At 72.3% G+C, this 18,064-nt stretch carries 23 protein-coding genes; 16 read left to right on the top strand and 7 right to left on the bottom strand.

Features of this window, described 5'->3' with window-relative positions; translation table 11 throughout:
* The first annotated feature begins 92 nt into the window (after positions 1 to 92).
* From ABZ117_RS29735 to ABZ117_RS29675, 13 genes are all read left to right on the top strand, one after another.
* Positions 93 to 353 carry a hypothetical protein gene (locus ABZ117_RS29735; protein WP_356825061.1) on the top strand — a complete coding sequence of 87 codons (261 nt, stop codon included), beginning with the start codon at positions 93 to 95 and terminating at the stop codon, positions 351 to 353.
* Between the two features lie 105 nt (positions 354 to 458).
* Entirely contained in the window at positions 459 to 2,306 is a 1,848-nt protein-coding gene (locus tag ABZ117_RS29730; RefSeq protein WP_356825059.1) for a transketolase, read from the top strand.
* A complete protein-coding gene (gene ligD / locus ABZ117_RS29725; RefSeq protein ID WP_356825057.1) occupies positions 2,303 to 3,238 on the top strand; it encodes a non-homologous end-joining DNA ligase in 936 nt (311 codons plus the stop codon). Before ABZ117_RS29730 ends, ligD begins: the two co-directional genes overlap by 4 nt.
* Positions 3,239 to 3,342: 104 nt before the next feature.
* Positions 3,343 to 3,720, top strand: coding sequence for a gas vesicle protein (locus ABZ117_RS29720; RefSeq protein ID WP_356825055.1), 378 nt, complete (start codon positions 3,343 to 3,345; stop codon positions 3,718 to 3,720).
* Positions 3,721 to 3,805: 85 nt separating this feature from the next.
* Positions 3,806 to 4,228, top strand: coding sequence for a gas vesicle structural protein GvpA (locus ABZ117_RS29715; protein WP_356825053.1), 423 nt, complete (start codon positions 3,806 to 3,808; stop codon positions 4,226 to 4,228).
* On the top strand, positions 4,225 to 4,995 hold the full coding sequence (locus tag ABZ117_RS29710; protein ID WP_356825051.1) for a GvpL/GvpF family gas vesicle protein: 771 nt from the start codon (positions 4,225 to 4,227) through the stop codon (positions 4,993 to 4,995). The genes ABZ117_RS29715 and ABZ117_RS29710 overlap by 4 nt, the downstream gene beginning before the upstream one ends.
* A gap of 31 nt (positions 4,996 to 5,026) precedes the next feature.
* Positions 5,027 to 5,284: a gas vesicle protein GvpG gene (locus ABZ117_RS29705; protein WP_356825049.1), complete on the top strand. Its 258-nt coding sequence runs from the start codon at positions 5,027 to 5,029 to the stop codon at positions 5,282 to 5,284.
* A gap of 1 nt (position 5,285) precedes the next feature.
* On the top strand, positions 5,286 to 6,191 hold the full coding sequence (locus ABZ117_RS29700; protein WP_356825047.1) for a DNA primase: 906 nt from the start codon (positions 5,286 to 5,288) through the stop codon (positions 6,189 to 6,191).
* Positions 6,188 to 7,333 carry an SRPBCC family protein gene (locus tag ABZ117_RS29695; protein ID WP_356825045.1) on the top strand — a complete coding sequence of 382 codons (1,146 nt, stop codon included), beginning with the start codon at positions 6,188 to 6,190 and terminating at the stop codon, positions 7,331 to 7,333. Before ABZ117_RS29700 ends, ABZ117_RS29695 begins: the two co-directional genes overlap by 4 nt.
* On the top strand, positions 7,330 to 7,665 hold the full coding sequence (locus ABZ117_RS29690; RefSeq protein ID WP_356825043.1) for a gas vesicle protein: 336 nt from the start codon (positions 7,330 to 7,332) through the stop codon (positions 7,663 to 7,665). The genes ABZ117_RS29695 and ABZ117_RS29690 overlap by 4 nt, the downstream gene beginning before the upstream one ends.
* Positions 7,662 to 8,438, top strand: a complete 777-nt coding sequence (locus tag ABZ117_RS29685) for a GvpL/GvpF family gas vesicle protein (RefSeq protein ID WP_356825041.1) — start codon at positions 7,662 to 7,664, stop codon at positions 8,436 to 8,438. Before ABZ117_RS29690 ends, ABZ117_RS29685 begins: the two co-directional genes overlap by 4 nt.
* On the top strand, positions 8,435 to 8,623 hold the full coding sequence (locus tag ABZ117_RS29680; RefSeq protein WP_121786038.1) for a gas vesicle protein: 189 nt from the start codon (positions 8,435 to 8,437) through the stop codon (positions 8,621 to 8,623). Before ABZ117_RS29685 ends, ABZ117_RS29680 begins: the two co-directional genes overlap by 4 nt.
* On the top strand, positions 8,620 to 8,922 hold the full coding sequence (locus ABZ117_RS29675) for a gas vesicle protein K (RefSeq protein WP_356825039.1): 303 nt from the start codon (positions 8,620 to 8,622) through the stop codon (positions 8,920 to 8,922). The genes ABZ117_RS29680 and ABZ117_RS29675 overlap by 4 nt, the downstream gene beginning before the upstream one ends.
* Positions 8,923 to 8,944: 22 nt before the next feature.
* Here ABZ117_RS29675 and ABZ117_RS29670 read toward each other — a convergent pair whose 3' ends face one another.
* From ABZ117_RS29670 to ABZ117_RS29660, 3 genes are all read right to left on the bottom strand, one after another.
* Entirely contained in the window at positions 8,945 to 9,115 is a 171-nt protein-coding gene (locus ABZ117_RS29670) for a hydrophobic protein (RefSeq protein WP_356825037.1), read from the bottom strand.
* A gap of 42 nt (positions 9,116 to 9,157) precedes the next feature.
* Positions 9,158 to 9,979 (bottom strand): methyltransferase domain-containing protein, encoded by an 822-nt coding sequence (locus ABZ117_RS29665; RefSeq protein ID WP_356825035.1) that lies wholly within the window; start codon positions 9,977 to 9,979, stop codon positions 9,158 to 9,160.
* A 118-nt stretch (positions 9,980 to 10,097) separates the two neighbouring features.
* Positions 10,098 to 11,594, bottom strand: coding sequence for a phosphatase PAP2 family protein (locus tag ABZ117_RS29660; protein ID WP_356825033.1), 1,497 nt, complete (start codon positions 11,592 to 11,594; stop codon positions 10,098 to 10,100).
* 170 nt (positions 11,595 to 11,764) lie between these two features.
* Here ABZ117_RS29660 and ABZ117_RS29655 point away from each other — a divergent pair, with 170 nt between their 5' ends.
* Positions 11,765 to 13,384 carry an ATP-binding cassette domain-containing protein gene (locus tag ABZ117_RS29655; protein WP_356825031.1) on the top strand — a complete coding sequence of 540 codons (1,620 nt, stop codon included), beginning with the start codon at positions 11,765 to 11,767 and terminating at the stop codon, positions 13,382 to 13,384.
* A 55-nt stretch (positions 13,385 to 13,439) separates the two neighbouring features.
* Entirely contained in the window at positions 13,440 to 13,727 is a 288-nt protein-coding gene (locus tag ABZ117_RS29650; protein WP_356825029.1) for a DUF6158 family protein, read from the top strand.
* A gap of 88 nt (positions 13,728 to 13,815) precedes the next feature.
* Here ABZ117_RS29650 and ABZ117_RS29645 read toward each other — a convergent pair whose 3' ends face one another.
* Genes ABZ117_RS29645 through ABZ117_RS29635 form a run of 3 tightly spaced genes read right to left on the bottom strand, consistent with a single transcriptional unit; the run spans position 13,816 to position 15,403 of the window.
* Positions 13,816 to 14,361, bottom strand: coding sequence for a type 1 glutamine amidotransferase domain-containing protein (locus ABZ117_RS29645; RefSeq protein ID WP_356825027.1), 546 nt, complete (start codon positions 14,359 to 14,361; stop codon positions 13,816 to 13,818).
* A gap of 5 nt (positions 14,362 to 14,366) precedes the next feature.
* Complete coding sequence (locus ABZ117_RS29640) at positions 14,367 to 15,029, bottom strand: diguanylate cyclase (RefSeq protein WP_356825025.1); 663 nt, start codon at positions 15,027 to 15,029, stop codon at positions 14,367 to 14,369.
* Positions 15,026 to 15,403, bottom strand: a complete 378-nt coding sequence (locus ABZ117_RS29635; protein ID WP_356825023.1) for a DUF2795 domain-containing protein — start codon at positions 15,401 to 15,403, stop codon at positions 15,026 to 15,028. The genes ABZ117_RS29640 and ABZ117_RS29635 overlap by 4 nt, the downstream gene beginning before the upstream one ends.
* 225 nt (positions 15,404 to 15,628) lie before the next feature.
* Here ABZ117_RS29635 and ABZ117_RS29630 point away from each other — a divergent pair, with 225 nt between their 5' ends.
* Entirely contained in the window at positions 15,629 to 16,132 is a 504-nt protein-coding gene (locus ABZ117_RS29630) for a DUF3761 domain-containing protein (protein ID WP_356825021.1), read from the top strand.
* 26 nt (positions 16,133 to 16,158) lie between these two features.
* Here ABZ117_RS29630 and ABZ117_RS29625 read toward each other — a convergent pair whose 3' ends face one another.
* Positions 16,159 to 17,955 carry a thiamine pyrophosphate-requiring protein gene (locus ABZ117_RS29625; protein ID WP_356825019.1) on the bottom strand — a complete coding sequence of 599 codons (1,797 nt, stop codon included), beginning with the start codon at positions 17,953 to 17,955 and terminating at the stop codon, positions 16,159 to 16,161.
* Positions 17,956 to 18,064: the final 109 nt, after the last annotated feature.

The raw sequence follows: 18,064 nt of genomic DNA, 5'->3' as shown, positions 1-18,064 counted from the left end.
GCCGGCCGGTTCCCCGGACCCGGCCCCACCGTCAGCGGTGCGGCCACCGGGCGGCCCGGACCGGCCGTCCGCACACCCCCGGGAGGCGAACCATGACGCGCGAGACCGGCCGGACCCGCGCCGCGCACGAGGAGGACCGGCGCGGCGCGGAGCCCGCACGCGACCAGCCCGGCGGCGAACCCGCCAGGAACCGGCCCGGCGGTGAGCCCGCACGCAACCAGCCCGGCGGTGAGCCCGCCGAGGCCGGGCCGGAGCGTCCGGCCCCCGGCCCCGTCAGGCGCACCGACACCTCCGGGGCCCGTGACACCGGCGACACCCCCGGCCCCGCGGACCGCGCTGCCCCGCCTGACTGAACGCAGCACGCCGTACGCAGCACGCCGTACGCAGCACGCCGAACGCCGTACGCAACACGCCGAACACCGAACGCCGAACGCCGTACGCCGAGACCAAGGAGATTCATGAAGACCGCCGAACTGGCCGAACTGGGACAGCAGCTGCGTGTGGACAGCGTGCGGGCGTCCGCCGCCGCGGGATCCGGGCATCCCACGTCCTCGATGTCCGCCGCCGATCTGGTGGCCGTCCTGCTCGCGAACCATCTGCGCTACGACTTCGAACGCCCCGAGCACCCCGCGAACGACCGCTTCGTGCTCTCCAAGGGACACGCCTCGCCCCTGCTGTACGCCGCTTACAAGGCGGCCGGCGCCATCGAGGACGGCGAACTCGTCACCTTCCGCAAGCTCGGCAGCCGGCTGGAGGGCCATCCGACACCGCGGCGCCTGCCCTGGGTCGAGACGGCCACCGGCTCGCTCGGCCAGGGCCTGCCGGTCGGGGTCGGCATCGCCCTCGCCGGCAAGCGGCTGGACCGCACCGACTACCGGGTCTGGGTGCTGTGCGGTGACAGCGAGCTGGCGGAGGGCTCGGTGTGGGAGGCCGCCGAACACGCCGGCTTCGAGAACCTCGACAACCTGATCGCGATCGTGGACGTCAACCGGCTGGGGCAGCGCGGCCCCACCCGGCACGGCCATGACCTGGACGCCTACGCCCGCCGCTTCCAGGCGTTCGGCTGGCACACCATCGAGATCGACGGGCACGACGTCGACAAGATCGACCGGGCGTACGGCGAGGCGCTGTCCACGAGCGGGCAGCCCACCGTGATCCTCGCCCGCACCCTCAAGGGCAAGGGCGTCGCCGCCGTCCAGGACCGCGAGGGCCTGCACGGCAAACCGCTGCCCGAGGCCGAGGACGCCATCGCCGAACTCGGCGGGCCGCGCGAGCTGCACGTCCGGGTCAGCGAACCGCAGGCCGCCGCCGCGCCGCGCTCGGTCACCACCGAGGCACTCCAGCTGCCGTCCTTCGACGTGGGGGAGGAGGTCGCCACCCGGGACGCCTTCGGCAAGGCCCTCGCCGCACTCGGCGCCGCCCGCGGCGATGTCGTCGCCCTGGACGGCGAGGTCGGCGACTCCACCCGCACCGAGGAGTTCGGCAAGGCCCACCCCGACCGGTTCTTCGAGTGCTACATCGCCGAGCAGCAGCTCGTCGCGTCGGCCGTCGGCATGGCCGCCCGGGGCTGGGTGCCGTACGCCTCGACGTTCGCCGCCTTCTTCTCCCGGGCCTACGACTTCGTGCGTATGGCGGCCATCAGCGGCTCCGGGATCAACCTGGTCGGCTCGCACGCGGGTGTCTCGATCGGGCAGGACGGGCCCTCGCAGATGGGCCTGGAGGATCTGGCGATGTTCCGGTCCGTGTACGGCTCGACCGTGCTCTACCCCTGCGACGGCAACCAGACCGCCAAGCTGGTCGCGGCCATGGCCGGTCTCGACGGCATCCGTTATCTGCGCACCTCCCGCGGCAAGTCCCCGGTGATCTACGGGCCCGACGAGGACTTCCCGGTGGGCGGCAGCAAGACGCTGCGCTCCAGCGAGGACGACCGGCTGACCGTCGTCGCGGCCGGGGTCACGGTGCCCGAGGCGCTGGCCGCCGCCGACCGGCTCGCCGAGGACGGCATCCGGGTGCGGGTCATCGACCTGTACTCGGTCAAGCCGGTCGACGCCGAGACCCTGCGCCGGGCCGCCGAGGAGACCGGCTGCCTGCTCACCGTCGAGGACCACCACGCTGAGGGCGGTCTCGGTGACGCCGTCGCGGAGGCGTTCGGCGACGGCGGGCCCGTGCCCCGCCTGGTCCGGCTGGCGGTGCGCACCATGCCGGGCTCCGCCGCCCCCGACGAGCAGCTGCACGCGGCCGGCATCGACTCCGTGGGCATCGTGGCCGCCGCCAGGATGCTGGTCGAGGAGGCGGTCGTGCGATGAGCGACGGCGGCGCGCTGACGTTGCGCGCGGGCCGCCGCACGGTGGAGATCCGGCGGCCGGGGAAGGTCCTCTTCCCCGGCGGCGGAGGTGCGAAGGAGTACACCAAAAGCGACCTCGCCGACTACTACCGGTCCGTCGCGCCGTACATGCTGCCGCACCTGCGGGGCCGTCCGCTGATGCTGGAACGCCGTCCGGACGGCCTCGGCGGACCCCGTTTCATGCAGAAGAACACCCCGGAGCACTACCCGGAGTGGATCACCCGGGCCGAGGTCGCCAAGGAGGGCGGCACGGTCACCCACCTCGTCTGCGACGACACCGCGACCCTCCTCCACCTCGCCGGCCAGGCCTGTGTGACCCTGCACCGCTGGCTCTCGCGGACCGACCGCGCCGGCGGCCTCGGCCACCCCGACCGATTGGTCTTCGACCTCGATCCGCCCGGCGACGACTTCGCCGCCGTCCGCGAGGCCGCCGGCCGGCTGCGCGAGCTGCTGGACGAGCTGGGTCTGCCCACGGCGCCGATGACCACCGGCTCGCGCGGACTGCACCTCGTCATCCCGCTCGACGGCCGCCACGACTTCGACGAGGTACGCCGATTCGCCCACGAGGTGGCCGAGTTCGCCGTCTCCCGGCATCCGGACCGGCTCACCACCGCCGCCCGCAGACAGGACCGCGGCGACCGCCTCTACCTCGACGTGCAGCGCAACGCCTACGCCCAGACCGCCGTCGCCCCCTACAGCGTGCGCGCCCTGCCGGGCGCGCCCGTCGCGGTGCCCCTGACCTGGGAACAGGTGGACGACCCCGGCACCCACGCGCGGCGCTGGACCCTCGCCGACGCCGTGGACCAGGCACGCACCCGCCCATGGGCCGGCGCGCCGGCCCGCGGACGGTCCCTGAAGGCCGCCATGAGTCGCCTCGCGGCACTGCGTGGGTGACACACGTACCCGTTCTGACCAGGCGCGACGGTATGCGAGTGGCATGCATGTGCTCCTGAAGGTTTGGCCAGGGGTGTGGCGGCCACACGCAGGGAGAGGTGGCCATGTCGAACACAGAGAACACATCGCAGTCACAAAAACCGCGGAAAAGGCACGACTCCGAGGAAGTGCAGGCGTCACACGAGAGCACAGAAGGGCCCGCGTCGGGCGGCCGCCGCCCGGCCCTCATCGAGGTGCTGCGCCAAGCGCGCGCCCAGCTCGCCGAACTCACCGGCCTCGAACCCGAGTCGGTGTCCTCGTTCGAGCAGACGGAGGACGGGTGGTCTCTGGAGGTCGAGGTCCTCGAACTGTCGAGGGTCCCCGACACGATGAGCCTGATGGGCAGCTACCAGGTCGAACTGGACCCGCAGGGCCAGCTCACCGGGTACCGGCGCGTCCGCCGCTACGAACGGGGCAGGGCCGACGCGCGCGGCGGCCGGTGAGCCGCCGACCGCACCGGCCCGTACACGCCGACCTACCGCGACCTACTGGACAGCGACCGACTACACATGAGGAGGAATCGCCGGCATGACTGTTGTTCCGGCTCAACAGAGTGGAGGTGGAGGCGGCAGCAGCGGCCTCTACGACGTTCTTGAACTGGTCCTGGACCGGGGCCTCGTGATCGACGCGTTCGTCCGCGTCTCTCTGGTCGGCATCGAGATCCTGAAGATCGACGTCCGGGTCGTCGTGGCCAGCGTCGACACCTATCTGCGGTTCGCCGAGGCCTGTAACCGCCTCGACCTGGAGTCCGGCCCGAACAAGAGCCCGGGCCTGCCCGAGATCGTCGGCGAGGTCACCGAGTCCGGCGCCCGCGGCAAGTCCAAGGGGGCGCTGTCCGGCGCCGCGGAGACCATATCCGACGCCTTCAAGCAGGCGCGTTCGGAAGGGGAGACCCAGTCCCGGCCGCGTGCCCGCAAGGCCCCGGCACGCCGGAAGGAGGAGCAGGAGTGAGCACCTACGTCTACGGGATCACCGCACGGTCCCACCCCGCGCTGCCCGAGGGCATGACCGGCGTGGGCCAGCCCGCCCGCCCGGTGCGTCTCCTCACGGCCGGGGAGCTGACCGCCGTGGTCAGTGACGCCCCCGAGGACCTGCGCCCCAAGCGCCGGGACCTGCTCGCGCACCAGAACGTGCTGGCCGAGGCCGGCGCGGGCGGCTGCATCCTGCCCATGCGCTTCGGCAGCGTCGCCGACGACGACGAGTCCGTCACCCAGGTGCTCGGTGCGCGGGCCGAGCACTACCAGGAGCGGCTGCGGGAGCTGGACGGCAAGGTCGAGTACAACGTCAAGGCCACTCACATCGAGGAGGCCGTCCTGCACCTGGTGATGGCCGAGAACGCGGACCTGCGCTCCCTCGCGGAGGCCAACCGCCGGTCCGGTGGCGGCAGCTACGACGACAAGATCCGCCTCGGCGAGATGGTCGCGTCCGCCGTCAAGGCCAAGGAGGCCGTGGACGCGCGCGAGGTGCAGAGCCTGCTGACACCGTCCGCCGCCGCGGTCAGCGTGGGCCCCGAGTCCACCGGCTGGCTGCTGAACGTGTCGTTCCTGGTCGCGCGGGACTCGGCCGAGCGTTTCCTGGCCGGCGTCGAGCAGGTCCGCGAGAGCCACGCCCATCTGGAGCTGCGGGTCAACGGACCCTTGCCGCCGTACAGCTTCGTCGAACCCGGCCCCGCCCAGTCGGCCGGCAGTACGGCCGGCGCGGGCGCCGGAGCGCAGTAGCGCTCCCGGCCCGGACGGAAAGGAGAACACCGTGGGACTGATCGGCGAGGTGCTGATGCTGCCGTTCGCGCCCGTACGCGGCAGCGCGTGGGCCATCAGGCAGGTGCTCCAGGAGGCGGAACGGATCTACTACGACCCCTCCACCGTACGGGCCGAGCTCGCCCGCCTCGAGGAACAGCTGGAGGCGGGGGAGATCACCGAGGAGGAGTTCGACCGACGCGAGGACGAACTGCTCGACCGGCTGGAGACCACTGCGCGCTCCGGCGACACCACAGGCAACGGGACGTGACATGAACCGAACGGCACTGGGCCTCGCCGTAGGGGCCGGATACATGCTCGGACGCACGAAGAAACTGAAGATGGCGCTCGCCGTCGGTTCGTTCGTGGCCGGCAAGAAGCTCAACCTCAGTCCGAAGATGCTCGCCGACGTGGTGAGCCAGCAGCTCCAGAACAATCCCCAGTTCAAGGAGATCGGGGACCAGCTGCGCAAGGACATGCGGGGCGTCGGCAAGGCCGCCACCGGGGCGATGGCCGAGCGGCAGATCAACGCGCTCGCCGACCGGCTGCACGGCCGCACCGCCCAGGTCCGCGACCAGCTGGCCGGCGTGACCTCCGGCGGCTCCGGTGACGAGGCGGACGAGGAGCGGGGCGAAGAGGACGACGAGGACTACGAGGAGTCCGCGGACGAGTCCACCGAGCCGGAGGACGAGCAGGACGAGGAGCCGGACGAGGACGAGGAGCCGGACGAGGAGGAAGAGCCGGACGAGGGCGAGCCGCGGGACGAGGAGGAGCCCGAGGAGGAGGAGCCGGACGAGGAGGAAGAGCCCGAGGAGGAGGAAGAGCCGGACGAGGAGGAGCCGGAGGAGGAGCCGGAGGAGGAAGAGGAGCCGGAGGAGAAGCCGGCGAAGAAGGCTCCCGCCAGGAAGGCTCCCGCGAAGAAGGCCCCTGCCGGGAAGGCTCCTGCCAAGAAGGCCCCTGCCGGGAAGGCTCCCGCCAGGAAGGCCCCTGCCCAGAAGGCTCCCGCCAAGAAGGCCGCGGCCAAGACCGCCCCGGCCAAGAAGACGGCTCCCGCGAAGAAGACGGCGGCCAAGAAGACGGGCACGGCCGGCAGGACGGCCGCGAAGAAGACGGGTTCCGCCGGCCGTACCACCCGGCGCGCGACCTCCCGGCGTTCGAAGGGCGGCGATGACCGATGACGGAGAACGTCGGATCGGCCACCTCCGCGGCCAAGGAGAACCCGCTGAGCGCCCTCGCGCACAGCGAGGCCGCCGACCGGCTGAAGGAGGAGGCCCAGGAGTATCTGTCCGCACAGGCCACCCGGCTGCTGAGCGGCCTCGGCCGCAAGCTCGGTGAGACCACCGGCAAGCTCAACGACATCGCCGAGGGCAACAGCCCGGGCTTCGCCAAGATGGCGCTCGACGGCGGGCGCAAGCTCGCGGAGGGCAAGGGGCCCGTGCGCTCGGCGCTGGAGGTGGGCGCCTCCCGCGTCAAGGAGAACGTGATGGACGCCGTCAAGAACCTGGGGGGCGGCAAGGGCAAGAAGGGCGGCGCGGGCAAGAAGCCGGTCGTCATCATGGAGTCCGTCGACGTCGGCGTGCCGCTGCGCACCGCCTACGACCAGTGGACCCAGTACCAGGACTTCTCCACCTTCGCCAAGGGCGTCAAGAGCGCGGGCCGCTCCGACGACACCCAGTCCGACTGGCAGGCCAAGGTGTTCTGGTCCAGCCGCAGCTGGAAGGCGAAGACGACCGAGCAGGTGCCGGACTACCGCATCCAGTGGACGTCGGAGGGTGCCAAGGGCACCACCAAGGGCGTGGTCTCCTTCCACCGGCTGGAGGAGAACCTCACCCGGGTGCTGCTGGTCATGGAGTACTACCCGGTCGGCCTCTTCGAGAAGACCGGCAACATCTGGCGCGCCCAGGGCCGCCGGGCCAGGCTGGACCTGAAGAACTTCGCCCGCTTCATCACCCTCAAGGGTGAGGCGGAGGACGGCTGGCGCGGCGAGATACGCGACGGCGAGGTGGTCAAGAGCCACGAGGACGCCGTCGCCGAGGAGGAGGCCGAGCAGTCCGAGAACGACGAGGACGGCGAGGACTCCGGCGAGCCCGAGGCCGAGGCGGAGGACCAGGAGGACGACGAGGCCGAGGAGGGCGACGAGGAGGGCTACGAGGACGAGGACGAGCCCGAGGCGTACGAGGACGAGGAAGAGGGCCCGTACGAGGACGAGGAGGCTGAAGAGGACGAGGAAGAGCCCGCGGAGGACGCGTACGAGGACGAGGAAGAAGAGGACGAAGAGGAAGAGGAGCCTGAGTACGCCGAGAGCCGGGGCCGTCGATGACGATGCCCGGCCGCTTCCCCGAGCCCTATGGCCAGGGCTCGGGGGCCAACCTCGCCGACATCCTCGAGCGCGTGCTCGACAAGGGGATCGTCATCGCGGGTGACATCAGGATCAACCTGCTCGACATAGAGCTGCTCACCATCAAGCTGCGGCTCATCGTCGCCTCGGTGGACAAGGCGAAGGAAATGGGCATCGACTGGTGGGAGACGGATCCGGCTCTCTCCTCCGGTGCCCGCCGGGACGAGCTGGCCCGGGAGAACGCCGAGCTGAGAGAACGCCTTGCCCGGCTGGAGGAACTGGAGTCGGGCCGCGCACCGAAGGAGGCCCCATGACCGGACTGCGGTACGTCTACGCCGTCTGCCGCCCCTTCGGGACGCCCCTACAGGCCCAGCTGACGGGTATCGGGGGCGCCCCGCCGGCTCTCGTGCGCCATCACGGGCTGGTCGCGGTCGTCAGTACGGTCCCGGAGGCCGACTTCTCCGAGGGGGCGCTGAAGGCCCACCTGGAGGATCTGGACTGGCTGTCCGCGACCGCGCGTGCTCACCAGGGCGTGATCGACGCGCTCACCACGGTCACCACTCCGCTGCCGCTGCGGCTCGCCACCGTCTTCCGGGACGACAGCGCCCTGCGCACCATGATCGAGACCCGGGAGGACAGCTTCCGGCGCCTGCTCGACCGCCTGGACGGCCGCGTCGAGTGGGGGGTGAAGGTGTACCTGGAGGAGGAGCCGGCGGCCGAGCCGGCTCCCGCCGCCGCGGCGAAGCCCGCGAGCGGACGGGACTACCTGCGCCGCCGGCGCGAGCAGAGCCACGCCCAGGAGGACAGGTGGCAGCGGGCGGAGACGTTCGCGCGGTCCCTGCACGAGCGCCTCTCCGGCCCCGCCGAGGACCACCGGCTGCACCCCCCGCAGAACGCGGCGCTCTCCGGCGCCACGGGGCGCAACGTGCTCAACGCGGCCTATCTCGTGCCGCGCGCGCATTCCGAGGAATTCGTGGAACTGGTCGACCGTACGAAGGACGAGGAGCCCGGAATCCGGGTGGAACTCACCGGCCCCTGGGCCGCGTACTCGTTCTCACAGGACGTGGCGGCGGAGGAGGTGCGGTGACCGTAGTCGAACGCCGCGAGATCGCCCTGGTCGACCTCCTGGACCGGCTGCTGGCCGGCGGGGTCGTCCTCACCGGCGACATCACGCTGCGCATCGCGGACGTCGATCTGGTCCGCATCGACCTCAACGCCCTGATCAGCTCCGTGAACGAGCAGGTCCCGTCGCCCTTCGAGGAACTCACATGACCGAGAGCCCGGCCGAGGGCCCGCGGCGCAAGCGGCTCGACCTGGAACCCGACACCGTCGAGCGCGACCTGGTGAAACTCGTGCTCACCGTGGTCGAGCTGCTGCGCCAGCTCATGGAGCGCCAGGCGGTGCGGCGCTTCGACACCGGGGACCTGACCGAGGAGCAGGAGGAGCGGATCGGGCTCACCCTGATGCTGCTGGAGGACCGGATGGCCGAGCTGCGCAACCGCTACGGTCTGCGGCCCGAGGACCTCAACCTGGACCTCGGGCCGCTAGGGCCGCTGCTTCCCCGCGACTGACCCAACCGGCCGCCGGCCGGCGTCACCACCGGTACCAGCGGCCCCGGCCGCCGCCCGCGCCCGTGCCGCGGAACAGGAACCCCAGCAGCCAGATGATCAGCACCGCCAGGGCGACCCACCAAAGGATCTTCAGCGCGAATCCGGCACCGAAGAGGAGCAGTACCAGAAGCAGTACGAGCAGGACGGGGACCATGGTGCGCACCTCCTGCGCGCCGGGTTTCCCGCGATGCGTGGATCAGGCTTCCTTCCGGCACAGGATCTCCCCGTGCAGGACGGCGAACCAGCCGTCCTCCCGCCGGCCCCACTCCCGCCAGGCCTGCGAGACCGCCCGCAGCTGCTCCGCCGTGGCGTGACCGCCCTCCCTCACCCGGTCGGCGTAGGCGGAGGCGAGGGTGCGGTCCGCCCACAGGCCGCTCCACCAGGCCCGCTCGTCGGGCGTGGCGAACGTCCAGGTGCTGGAGGTGGCGGTGACGTCCCGCAGCCCGGCGGCCCGCGCCCACGCCGTCAGCCGGCGCCCGGCGTCGGGTTCGCCGCCGTTGGCGCGGGCCACCCGCTCGTACAGGTCCAGCCAGTCGTCCAGGCCGGGCAGCGCCGGATACCAGGTCATCGCCCCGTAGTCCGCGTCGCGTACGGCGATGAACCCGCCCGGCCGCGTCACCCGGTGCATCTCGCGCAGCGCCTGCACCGGGTCGCCCACGTGCTGGAGCACCTGGTGGGCGTGGACCACGCAGAACGTGTCGTCCGGGTGGTCCAGGGCGTGCACGTCGGCCACCGCGAAGTCCACGTTCGTCAGGCCGCGGGCGGCGGCGGTGGCCCGGGCCTGCTCCAGGACGCCGGGGGCGTGGTCGACGCCGGTGACATGGCCGTCCGGGACCAGCTCCGCCAGGTCGGCGGTGATGGTGCCGGGGCCGCAGCCGATGTCCAGGACGCGCATGCGGGGCTGGAGCGCGCCGAGCAGATACGCCGCGGAGTTGGCGGCGGTCCGCCAGGTGTGCGAACGCAGCACCGACTCGTGGTGCCCGTGCGTGTAGACGGCGGTCTCCTGCGCCTTCGGCATGGCTGTACCCCTTCACCCCTCGTCGGCGGACCGGACGGCCCGTCCACCGGTCCGCCTCACGGTACGCCCGTCAACCGAATGATGAGATACGGATTTCGCCATGCGGACTGACGGGCTGTCAGGCGCACGCGTCCAGCGGGCAGTACACCGTCAGGGCCTCGGGCAGCTTCTCCAGCCGCACCTCGCCCGACACGGTCGTCACCTCGCCGTCGTAGGCCAGCGGGGTGCCGGGGGCGATGCCGGTCAGCCGAAGACGGTTCACCTGCACCGCCGCGTGCGCGGGCGACCGGGTCAGCGGGCCCGCGGCCGCCGCCGCGAGCAGCCGCAGCGCGGGCCTGCGGCTGCCGTGCACCGCCCGCACGTCCAGCAGACCGTCCGCGAGATCGGTCCGGCGGCCCGGTGCGAGACCCATCCGGTGGTAGACGCCGTTGCCGACGAACAGCAGCCACAGCGGTCGCCGTTCACCCCCCGCCACCACCTCCAGCGGATGCCGGCCGGCCCGCAGCACCCGCAGGGCCCCGAGGACCCCGGCCGACCAGCCGCCGATCCGGTGCGACCAGCCGTCCCGCGCGCGCACCAGCTCCGGGTAGACACCGAGGCTGAGCGTGTTCAGGAACACGCCCTCCGTGTCCCCGGAGGCGAACCGGCCCACGTCCACCCGGACCGCCTCGCCGTGCCGGACCGCCCGGGCCAGCTGCCGTTCGTCCTCCACGCCCAGGTCGTAGGCGAAGTGGTTGAGAGTGCCGCCGGGCAGCACCGCGAGCGGCAGACCGTGCCGCAGGGCGGCCCCGGCCGCCGCGTTCACCGTGCCGTCACCGCCGCACACCCCGAGCACCCGCGCCCGGGCCGCCGCCTTCTCCAGCTCTTCGGCGACGTCCTCCGGCGCGCACTCGACGATCTCCGCCTTCGGCAGCGCGTCGTGCAGCGCGCGCACCCGGTCCGCCGTGCCCGACCCCTGGTTGGCGACCACCACCAGTCCGTCGCCCTCGGGCAGCGCCGGGGCCGCGGCCCGCGGGCGGGCGGAGTCCCGGACCTGCGCACGGGTCGGCACCAGGCGCCGTACCAGGAAGGCGGCGCCCGCCCCGAGCGCGGCCCCGGCCAGCACGTCGCTCGGGAAGTGCACCCCCGTGTACACGCGGGACGCCGCCACCGAGAACGCCACCGGCGCCACCGCCGCGCCCCACGCCGGCGACTCAAGGGCGACCCCGGTCGCGAAGGCAGCGGCGGAGGCGGCGTGCCCGGACGGGAAGGAAGTGGTGATCGGCTGCTGCTTCAGCCGGCGCACCAGCGGCACCGGATCCAGGGCCGGCCGTGCCCGGCGCACCGACGCCTTGCCGACGGTGTTGATCGTCAGTGAGGCCAGGCCGAGCGAGGCCAGCCCGCGGACCGCCGCCCGGCGGCCCCGCGGCGTGCGGCTCGCGGCCATCGCGGCGGCCACCCCGCACCACAGCACGCCGTGGTTCGCGCCGCGGCTCAGCCGGGGCAGCACCCGCTCGGCCCCCGGCCAGTGCCAGCCGGCGGCGGCCTGGAAGAGCCGGCCGTCGAGTGCGAGGGCCGTGCGCAGCGGGGTCCGGGCCGCGGAGGCGGGGACAGTCAGGTCCAGGTCTGGGCTCATGGGGTGCGCTTACCCGTAAGCGCCCGTTTCTTGTGCTCCGCACGCCGGGCGCTCACCGCCCCGGGGGCCCGCGCAGGGGCCCTGACGCCGCCGGGGCCGGCGCGGGCGCCGCCCGGCGCCTTCGATAACGGTTTGCCCCGGGTCCCGGGCGACCCGGAGAATGCCTGCCCATGGGACATCTGGAAGCCGCGCACCTCGAGTACCACCTCCCCGACGGCAGGACGCTGCTCGGTGACGTGTCCTTCCGGGTCGGCGAAGGCGCCGTGGTGGCCCTGGTCGGCCCGAACGGCGCCGGCAAGACCACCCTGCTGCGGCTGGTCTCCGGCGAGCTCAAGCCGCACGGCGGCACGGTCACCGTCGGTGGCGGCCTCGGCGTGATGCGCCAGTTCGTGGGCTCCGTACGCGACGAGACGACCGTACGGGACCTGCTCGTCTCCGTCGCCCCGCCCCGACTCCGCCAGGCCGCGAAAGCCGTCGACGAGGCCGAGCACGCCCTCATGACCGTCGATGACGAAGCCGCCCAGATGGCGTACGCGCAGGCCCTCTCCGACTGGGCCGAGGCCCGCGGCTACGAGGCCGAGACCCTGTGGGACATGTGCACCACCGCCGCGCTCGGCATGCCCTACGAACGCGCCCAGTGGCGGCAGGTGCGCACCCTCTCCGGCGGCGAGCAGAAGCGGCTCGTGCTGGAGGCGCTGCTGCGCGGCACCGACGAGGTGCTGCTGCTGGACGAACCCGACAACTACCTCGACGTGCCCGGCAAGCGCTGGCTGGAGGAACAGCTGCGGGAGACCCGCAAGACGGTCCTGTTCGTCTCCCACGACCGTGAACTCCTCGCCCGCGCCGCCGAAAAGATCGTCTCCGTGGAGCCGGGCCCGGCCGGCGCCGACGCCTGGGTGCACGGCGGCGGCTTCGCCACCTACCACGCGGCCCGCCGGGAGCGCTTCGCCCGCTTCGAGGAACTGCGCCGCCGCTGGGACGAGAAGCACGCCCAGCTGAAGAAGCTCGTGCTCAGCCTCCGGCAGGCCGCCGCCGTCAGCCACGAGATGGCCTCCCGCTACCAGGCCGCGCAGACCCGCCTGCGCAAGTTCGAGGAGGTCGGCCCGCCGCCGGAGCCGCCCCGCGAGCAGGACATCACCATGCGCCTGAAGGGCGGCCGGACCGGCATCAGGGCCGTCACCTGCGAGGGGCTGGAGCTGACCGGCCTGATGCAGCCGTTCGACCTGGAGGTCTTCTACGGCGAACGGGTCGCAGTCCTCGGCTCCAACGGCTCCGGCAAGTCGCACTTCCTGCGCCTGCTCGCCGGCGAGGACGTGACGCACACGGGGCAGTGGAAGCTCGGCGCGCGCGTTGTACCCGGCCACTTCGCCCAGACCCACGCCCACCCCGAACTCCGGGGCCGCACCCTCCTCGACATCCTGTGGAAGGAACACGCCCAGGACCGCGGCGCCGCCATGTCCCGGCTGCGCCGCTACGAACTGACCCAGCAGGCCGAACAGAGCTTCGACCGGCTCTCCGGCGGCCAGCAGGCCCGGTTCCAGATCCTGCTGCTGGAACTCGCGGGCGCCACCGCGCTCCTCCTGGACGAGCCGACCGACAACCTCGACCTCGAGTCCGCCGAGGCCCTCCAGGAGGGTCTGGAGGCGTTCGAGGGAACGGTCCTCGCGGTCACCCACGACCGCTGGTTCGCCCGCTCCTTCGACCGCTTCCTGGTCTTCGGCAGCGACGGCCGGGTCCGCGAGACCCCCGAACCGGTCTGGGACGAACGCCGGGTCGAGCGCGCCCGGTGACTCCCCGGGCAGAACCTCCGGGGGCAGCGGGCGCCGGGCGGGGTACCCGGACCCCATGAACGAACACGATGAGCGGGGCACCACCACGACCGGAGTCGATCCCAGCCGGCTGGACGACCAGCAGCTCATGAAGGAGCTGGAGACGATCCACCGCACGCGTCACGACACCCTCCTGTACGGCTCGAACGACGCGCTGCGGGCCCACAACGAGCGCATGGCGCAGCTGGAGGGCGAGTTCCTGCGCCGCAACCCGCGCCGCCTGGTCAGCTCGTCCCGCACCCGCGAGGGCGCCCGGGGGCGGGGCAGCGGCGAGACGGCGGTCCCGGGCACCTCGGGCACCTGACTGCCCGCGGCGACCGGCACCGGCAGCGCCCCGGGCAGCAGCAGGGGCCGGCCCCCACGGGCCGGCCCCTGCTGCGTCCGGGTGACGGTCAGCCGGCCGTCTCGGCGGCGAACACGTGCAGGAACGCGTCGCAGAACGCCTTCAGGTCGTCCGGTTTGCGGCTGGTCACCAGCTTGTTGGAACCGTGGTCGCAGATCTTCACCTGCTCGTCCACCCAGGTGCCGCCGGCGTTCTCGATGTCCGTGCGCAGACTCGGCCAGGACGTCAGCACCCGGCCACGCACGACACCCGCCTCCACCAACGTCCACGGCGCGTGGCAGATCGCGGCGACCGGACGGCCCTGCTCGAAGAAGTCCTTCACGAACGCGACGGCCTTCTCGTCCATCCGCAGGAAGTCCGGGTTCGCGACGCCGCCCGGCAGCACCAGACCGCCGAACGACCCGGCCGACGCCTCGCCCACCACCTCGTCCACGGGGAAGGTGTCCGCCTTGTCCAGATGGTTGAACGCCTGGATCTTCCCGGGTTCCGTCGACACCAGCACCGGCTCGTGCCCCGCTGCGGAGGCCGCCTGCCACGGCTCGGTCAGCTCCACCTGTTCGACGCCCTCGGGGGCCACCAGAAACGCGATACGCATGATCCTCAGCTTCCTTTCACTCTCCGCAGCACGGCCCGGTGCGCCCGGGCACGCCGCTTCCTGTCCCGGGCAGCCCGCCGGCACCGCACCAGTTCCTCGCCGTACGGCAGCAGCACGCACGCCCCGATCGCCACACCGATGCCCGCGAGATAGCCAGGCGACAGCGGGCGCCGGCGCGGCACCAGCCGCCACGCGTCCGGGTCCCCGCGCCCGCCCCGCAGCAACGACCGCACCTGATCGGCGTGCAGACACATCAGCGCGACCAGTCCGCCGAACGGCAGCGACTCCAGGAAACTGTGGATGTGCTGCTCGACCGGCCTGACCTCCCGGTCACTGCCGACGGCCGTCCGCACGTCCCACAGCGCCGTCGCCTCGTGCACCGCCGCCGCGCCCAGCTGCACGGTCAGCAGCAGCGGATTGACCTCGTAGCGCAGCGTGAGCGCGATGGGCGCGCCCACCTCCGCCATCATCAGGGAGTGCAGCAGGGACTCCTTCGTCCCCGCCGTGTCCTCGATCCGGGTCCGCCGGTGCATCACCCAGTCGGCGAGCCCGGGGACGAACCAGCCGGGCAGCAGCCCGTACAGCAGGAACCGCGTGGTGACATCTCCCACGTCGACGGTGTCGACCGTGCCGCCACCCGCGATCCGAGCCGCCTGGCCCCCGCTCACTCGCCGCCCGCCAGCGCCTCCGCCAGCTGCTGCGCGTTCTCGTAGCGCTCCCCGTGCGGCAGGGCGGCCACGGCGTCGATCAGGCCGCCCGGCGCGTTGTTGCGCCGCAGCGCCCGGGCGACCTCGCCCGGCTTCGCCGGGAACGTGTGCCGGCTCAAGTGCCGGGCGAGCTCCAGCCTCGTCCGCTCCAGCGACGCCGGGGAGCCCAGGCCGCCCACCGGGCCGCTCCAGACCTCCGGATCGTCGTCCGCGGCCGGTTCGGGGTCGTGCCACTCCTCGACGCGCGTCGGATGCCCGGACCTCAGCAACCCCCTCAGCTCATGCTTCATCTCGTCGTCACGGTGGACGCTCAGCCGGTCACTGCCTCGCTGCATGTCTCCCTCCAGAGGGTCGACGGTCCGCACCGCGTACCCGGATGGGCTCTCCCGTAACAGCGGTCGGCGCCAAGAGGGACGCAGCTCGCCGGACCGGCGTGCTGCCACGGTGACCGGAATGCCGACCACAGTTGAATAACGAACAGATGACTACTACACCGAAACGGCACACGGTCTTCACAGGGGGCGTTACGGTCAGCGCTCCGACGCGCCCTGGGGGGACACATGACCGACCCGTACACCATGCCGCCACAGCCGCCTGTCAGAACGGCGCCGAGGTGGGCGCGGAAGCGCTACGTACTGCCCGCCCTCGGGCTCGCCTTCTTCATCGGCATCGGCGCCGGTGCCGACGGCCGGAGCAACGACAACGGCAAGGATGTGAAGGCGGCGGCCGCGAAGGTGCGGCCGACCGCGACCGCGACCGTCACCGCGACGGCCACGGCCACGGAGACCGCGACGCCCGCGCCCGCGCCGACGGTGACGGCGACGAAGACGGTCAAGGTGAAGGTGAGGGTCACCGTCACCGCGCACGCGGCCGCCGCGGGTTCGGGAGGCGGTGGTGACGCGTCGGGCGGGTCGTCCGGGAGCGGGAGTTCGAGCTCCTCGGGTGGTTCCGGCGACGCGTCGAACGGCGCCACCGCTCTCTGCAACGACGGCACCTACTCGTACGCCGCCCACCATCAGGGCGCGTGCTCGCACCACGGGGGCGTAGCGGTCTTCTACCGGTAGGCCGGTGCCGTGCCACAGCCGCGCGGCTACTGCTTGTCCCGCCCCGGCAGGAACTCCTGGACCTTCGCCTTCAGGCCCTGCCTGATCATCGAGCCCCGGTCGGCGTCGCCCTTCAGGACCGACTTGGCCGTCGCCTCCATCTGCTCCCAGGTGGCGTGCGGCGGGATCGGCGGTACAGCCGGGTCGGTGAGGAACTCGATCACCGCCGGCCCGTCCGCCTCCAGGGCCGCCCGCCAGCCCGCCTCCACGTCCTCGGCCTTCTCCACCCGGATGCCGGTCAGGCCGAGCGAGCGGGCGAACGCCGCGTACTGCACGTCCGGGAGGGACTGCGACGGCAGGAACGACGGGGCGCCCTCCATCGCGCGCATCTCCCAGGTCACCTGGTTCAGATCCTGGTTGTTCCACACGGCCACCACCAGCCGCGGATCGGACCAGCGGTCCCGGTACTTCGCCGCGGTGATCATCTCGGCCAGGCCGTTCATCTGCATCGCCCCGTCCCCGACGAGGGCGAACACCGGCCGGTCCGGGTGGGCGAACTTCGCCCCGATCGCGTACGGCACCCCCGGACCCATCGTCGCCAGCGTCCCCGACAGCGAACCCCGCATGCCCGGCCGCATGGTGATGTGCCGCGCGTACCAGTTCGCCACCGACCCGGAGTCCGAGGTCAGGATCGCGTTGTCGGGCAGCAGCGGATCCAGCGCCCGGGCCACGTACTCGGGGTTGATCGGGTCGGCCGACTGCGCGGCCCGCCGGTCCATCGTCTCGTGCCAGCGCCGCACGTTCGCGCACACCGTGTCGCGCCACTCGCGCCCGCCCCGGTCCGTCTTCAGCAGCGGGATCAGCTGCCGCAGCGTCGCCCGGGCGTCCCCGACGAGGTTCACCTCGTAGGGGTAGCGCATACCGATCATGTGCGGGTCGATGTCGATCTGCACGCCGCGCGCCTTGCCGAACTCCGGCATGAACTGCGTGTACGGGAACGACGAACCGATCGTCAGCAGCGTGTCGCAGTCCCGCATCATCTCGTACGACGGCCGGCTGCCCAGCAGCCCGATCGGCCCCGTGACGTACGGCAGTTCGTCGCTCAGCACGTCCTTGCCGAGCAGCGCCTTCGCCACCCCTGCGCCGAGCAGCTCGGCGATCTCCTGCACCTCCGCGACCGCGCCCGAGGCACCCTGGCCGATCAGGACCGCGACCTTGTCGCCCTCGTTCAGCACGTCCGCGGCCCGGCGCAGCGCCTCGTCCGTCGGGGTCGTCGTGTAGTCGCTCATGCCCAGGCTGGAGGGCACCATCTTGAACTCGTGCGTCGGCGGCGAGTAGTCCAGTTCCTGCACGTCACCGGGGATGATCAGCGCCGTCGGGCAGCGCCGGGCGTACGCGGTGCGGATCGCCCGGTCGAGCACGTTCGGCAGCTGTTCCGGCACCGTCACCGTCTCCACGAACTCCGAGGCGACGTCCTTGTAGAGCGTGTGCAGGTCGATCTCCTGCTGGTAGGAGCCGCCCATCGCGGTCCGGTTGGTCTGGCCGACGATGGCCAGCACCGGCACATGGTCCAGTTTGGCGTCGTAAAGGCCGTTGAGCAGATGGACGGCGCCTGGCCCCGACGTCGCCGCGCACACGCCGATACGGCCGCTGAACTTGGCGTACCCCACCGCCTCGAAGGCGGACATCTCCTCGTGCCGCGACTGGATGAAACGCGGCCGGTCCTCGGCCCGGCCCCAGGCGGCCAGCAGGCCGTTGATCCCGTCGCCCGGGTAGGCGAAGACCTGCTCCACACCCCAGGCGCGCAGGCGCTCGAGAATGTGGTCGGAGACCTTGATGCTCATGGAGAGACCTCCCCGGTGCGGTGCGGTGCGGTGCGGTGCGGACGATCCGGTCAGCAGGGTCCGAGTCACCTGCCCGGGGGACGGAAAACCTCGGGCCGGCTCCTCCGGC

Source organism: Streptomyces sp. NPDC006309 (genome assembly GCF_040613095.1).
Taxonomy (GTDB): domain Bacteria; phylum Actinomycetota; class Actinomycetes; order Streptomycetales; family Streptomycetaceae; genus Streptomyces.
This window is presented reverse-complemented; position numbering and strand designations above follow the sequence as displayed.

What these genes read in the sequence shown, in the direction of transcription:
- ABZ117_RS29675 (WP_356825039.1), top strand. Translation starts at nt 8,620, where the DNA reads ATGACCGAGAGCCCGGCCGAGGGCCCGCGGCGCAAGCGGCTCGACCTG.
- ABZ117_RS29720 (WP_356825055.1), top strand. Translation starts at nt 3,343, where the DNA reads ATGTCGAACACAGAGAACACATCGCAGTCACAAAAACCGCGGAAAAGG.
- ABZ117_RS29650 (WP_356825029.1), top strand. Translation starts at nt 13,440, where the DNA reads ATGAACGAACACGATGAGCGGGGCACCACCACGACCGGAGTCGATCCC.
- ABZ117_RS29670 (WP_356825037.1), bottom strand. Translation starts at nt 9,115, where the DNA reads ATGGTCCCCGTCCTGCTCGTACTGCTTCTGGTACTGCTCCTCTTCGGT.
- ABZ117_RS29735 (WP_356825061.1), top strand. Translation starts at nt 93, where the DNA reads ATGACGCGCGAGACCGGCCGGACCCGCGCCGCGCACGAGGAGGACCGG.
- ABZ117_RS29630 (WP_356825021.1), top strand. Translation starts at nt 15,629, where the DNA reads ATGACCGACCCGTACACCATGCCGCCACAGCCGCCTGTCAGAACGGCG.
- ligD (WP_356825057.1), top strand. Translation starts at nt 2,303, where the DNA reads ATGAGCGACGGCGGCGCGCTGACGTTGCGCGCGGGCCGCCGCACGGTG.
- ABZ117_RS29645 (WP_356825027.1), bottom strand. Translation starts at nt 14,361, where the DNA reads ATGCGTATCGCGTTTCTGGTGGCCCCCGAGGGCGTCGAACAGGTGGAG.
- ABZ117_RS29730 (WP_356825059.1), top strand. Translation starts at nt 459, where the DNA reads ATGAAGACCGCCGAACTGGCCGAACTGGGACAGCAGCTGCGTGTGGAC.
- ABZ117_RS29625 (WP_356825019.1), bottom strand. Translation starts at nt 17,955, where the DNA reads ATGAGCATCAAGGTCTCCGACCACATTCTCGAGCGCCTGCGCGCCTGG.
- ABZ117_RS29685 (WP_356825041.1), top strand. Translation starts at nt 7,662, where the DNA reads ATGACCGGACTGCGGTACGTCTACGCCGTCTGCCGCCCCTTCGGGACG.
- ABZ117_RS29655 (WP_356825031.1), top strand. Translation starts at nt 11,765, where the DNA reads ATGGGACATCTGGAAGCCGCGCACCTCGAGTACCACCTCCCCGACGGC.
- ABZ117_RS29695 (WP_356825045.1), top strand. Translation starts at nt 6,188, where the DNA reads ATGACGGAGAACGTCGGATCGGCCACCTCCGCGGCCAAGGAGAACCCG.
- ABZ117_RS29665 (WP_356825035.1), bottom strand. Translation starts at nt 9,979, where the DNA reads ATGCCGAAGGCGCAGGAGACCGCCGTCTACACGCACGGGCACCACGAG.
- ABZ117_RS29635 (WP_356825023.1), bottom strand. Translation starts at nt 15,403, where the DNA reads ATGCAGCGAGGCAGTGACCGGCTGAGCGTCCACCGTGACGACGAGATG.
- ABZ117_RS29715 (WP_356825053.1), top strand. Translation starts at nt 3,806, where the DNA reads ATGACTGTTGTTCCGGCTCAACAGAGTGGAGGTGGAGGCGGCAGCAGC.
- ABZ117_RS29700 (WP_356825047.1), top strand. Translation starts at nt 5,286, where the DNA reads ATGAACCGAACGGCACTGGGCCTCGCCGTAGGGGCCGGATACATGCTC.
- ABZ117_RS29690 (WP_356825043.1), top strand. Translation starts at nt 7,330, where the DNA reads ATGACGATGCCCGGCCGCTTCCCCGAGCCCTATGGCCAGGGCTCGGGG.
- ABZ117_RS29660 (WP_356825033.1), bottom strand. Translation starts at nt 11,594, where the DNA reads ATGAGCCCAGACCTGGACCTGACTGTCCCCGCCTCCGCGGCCCGGACC.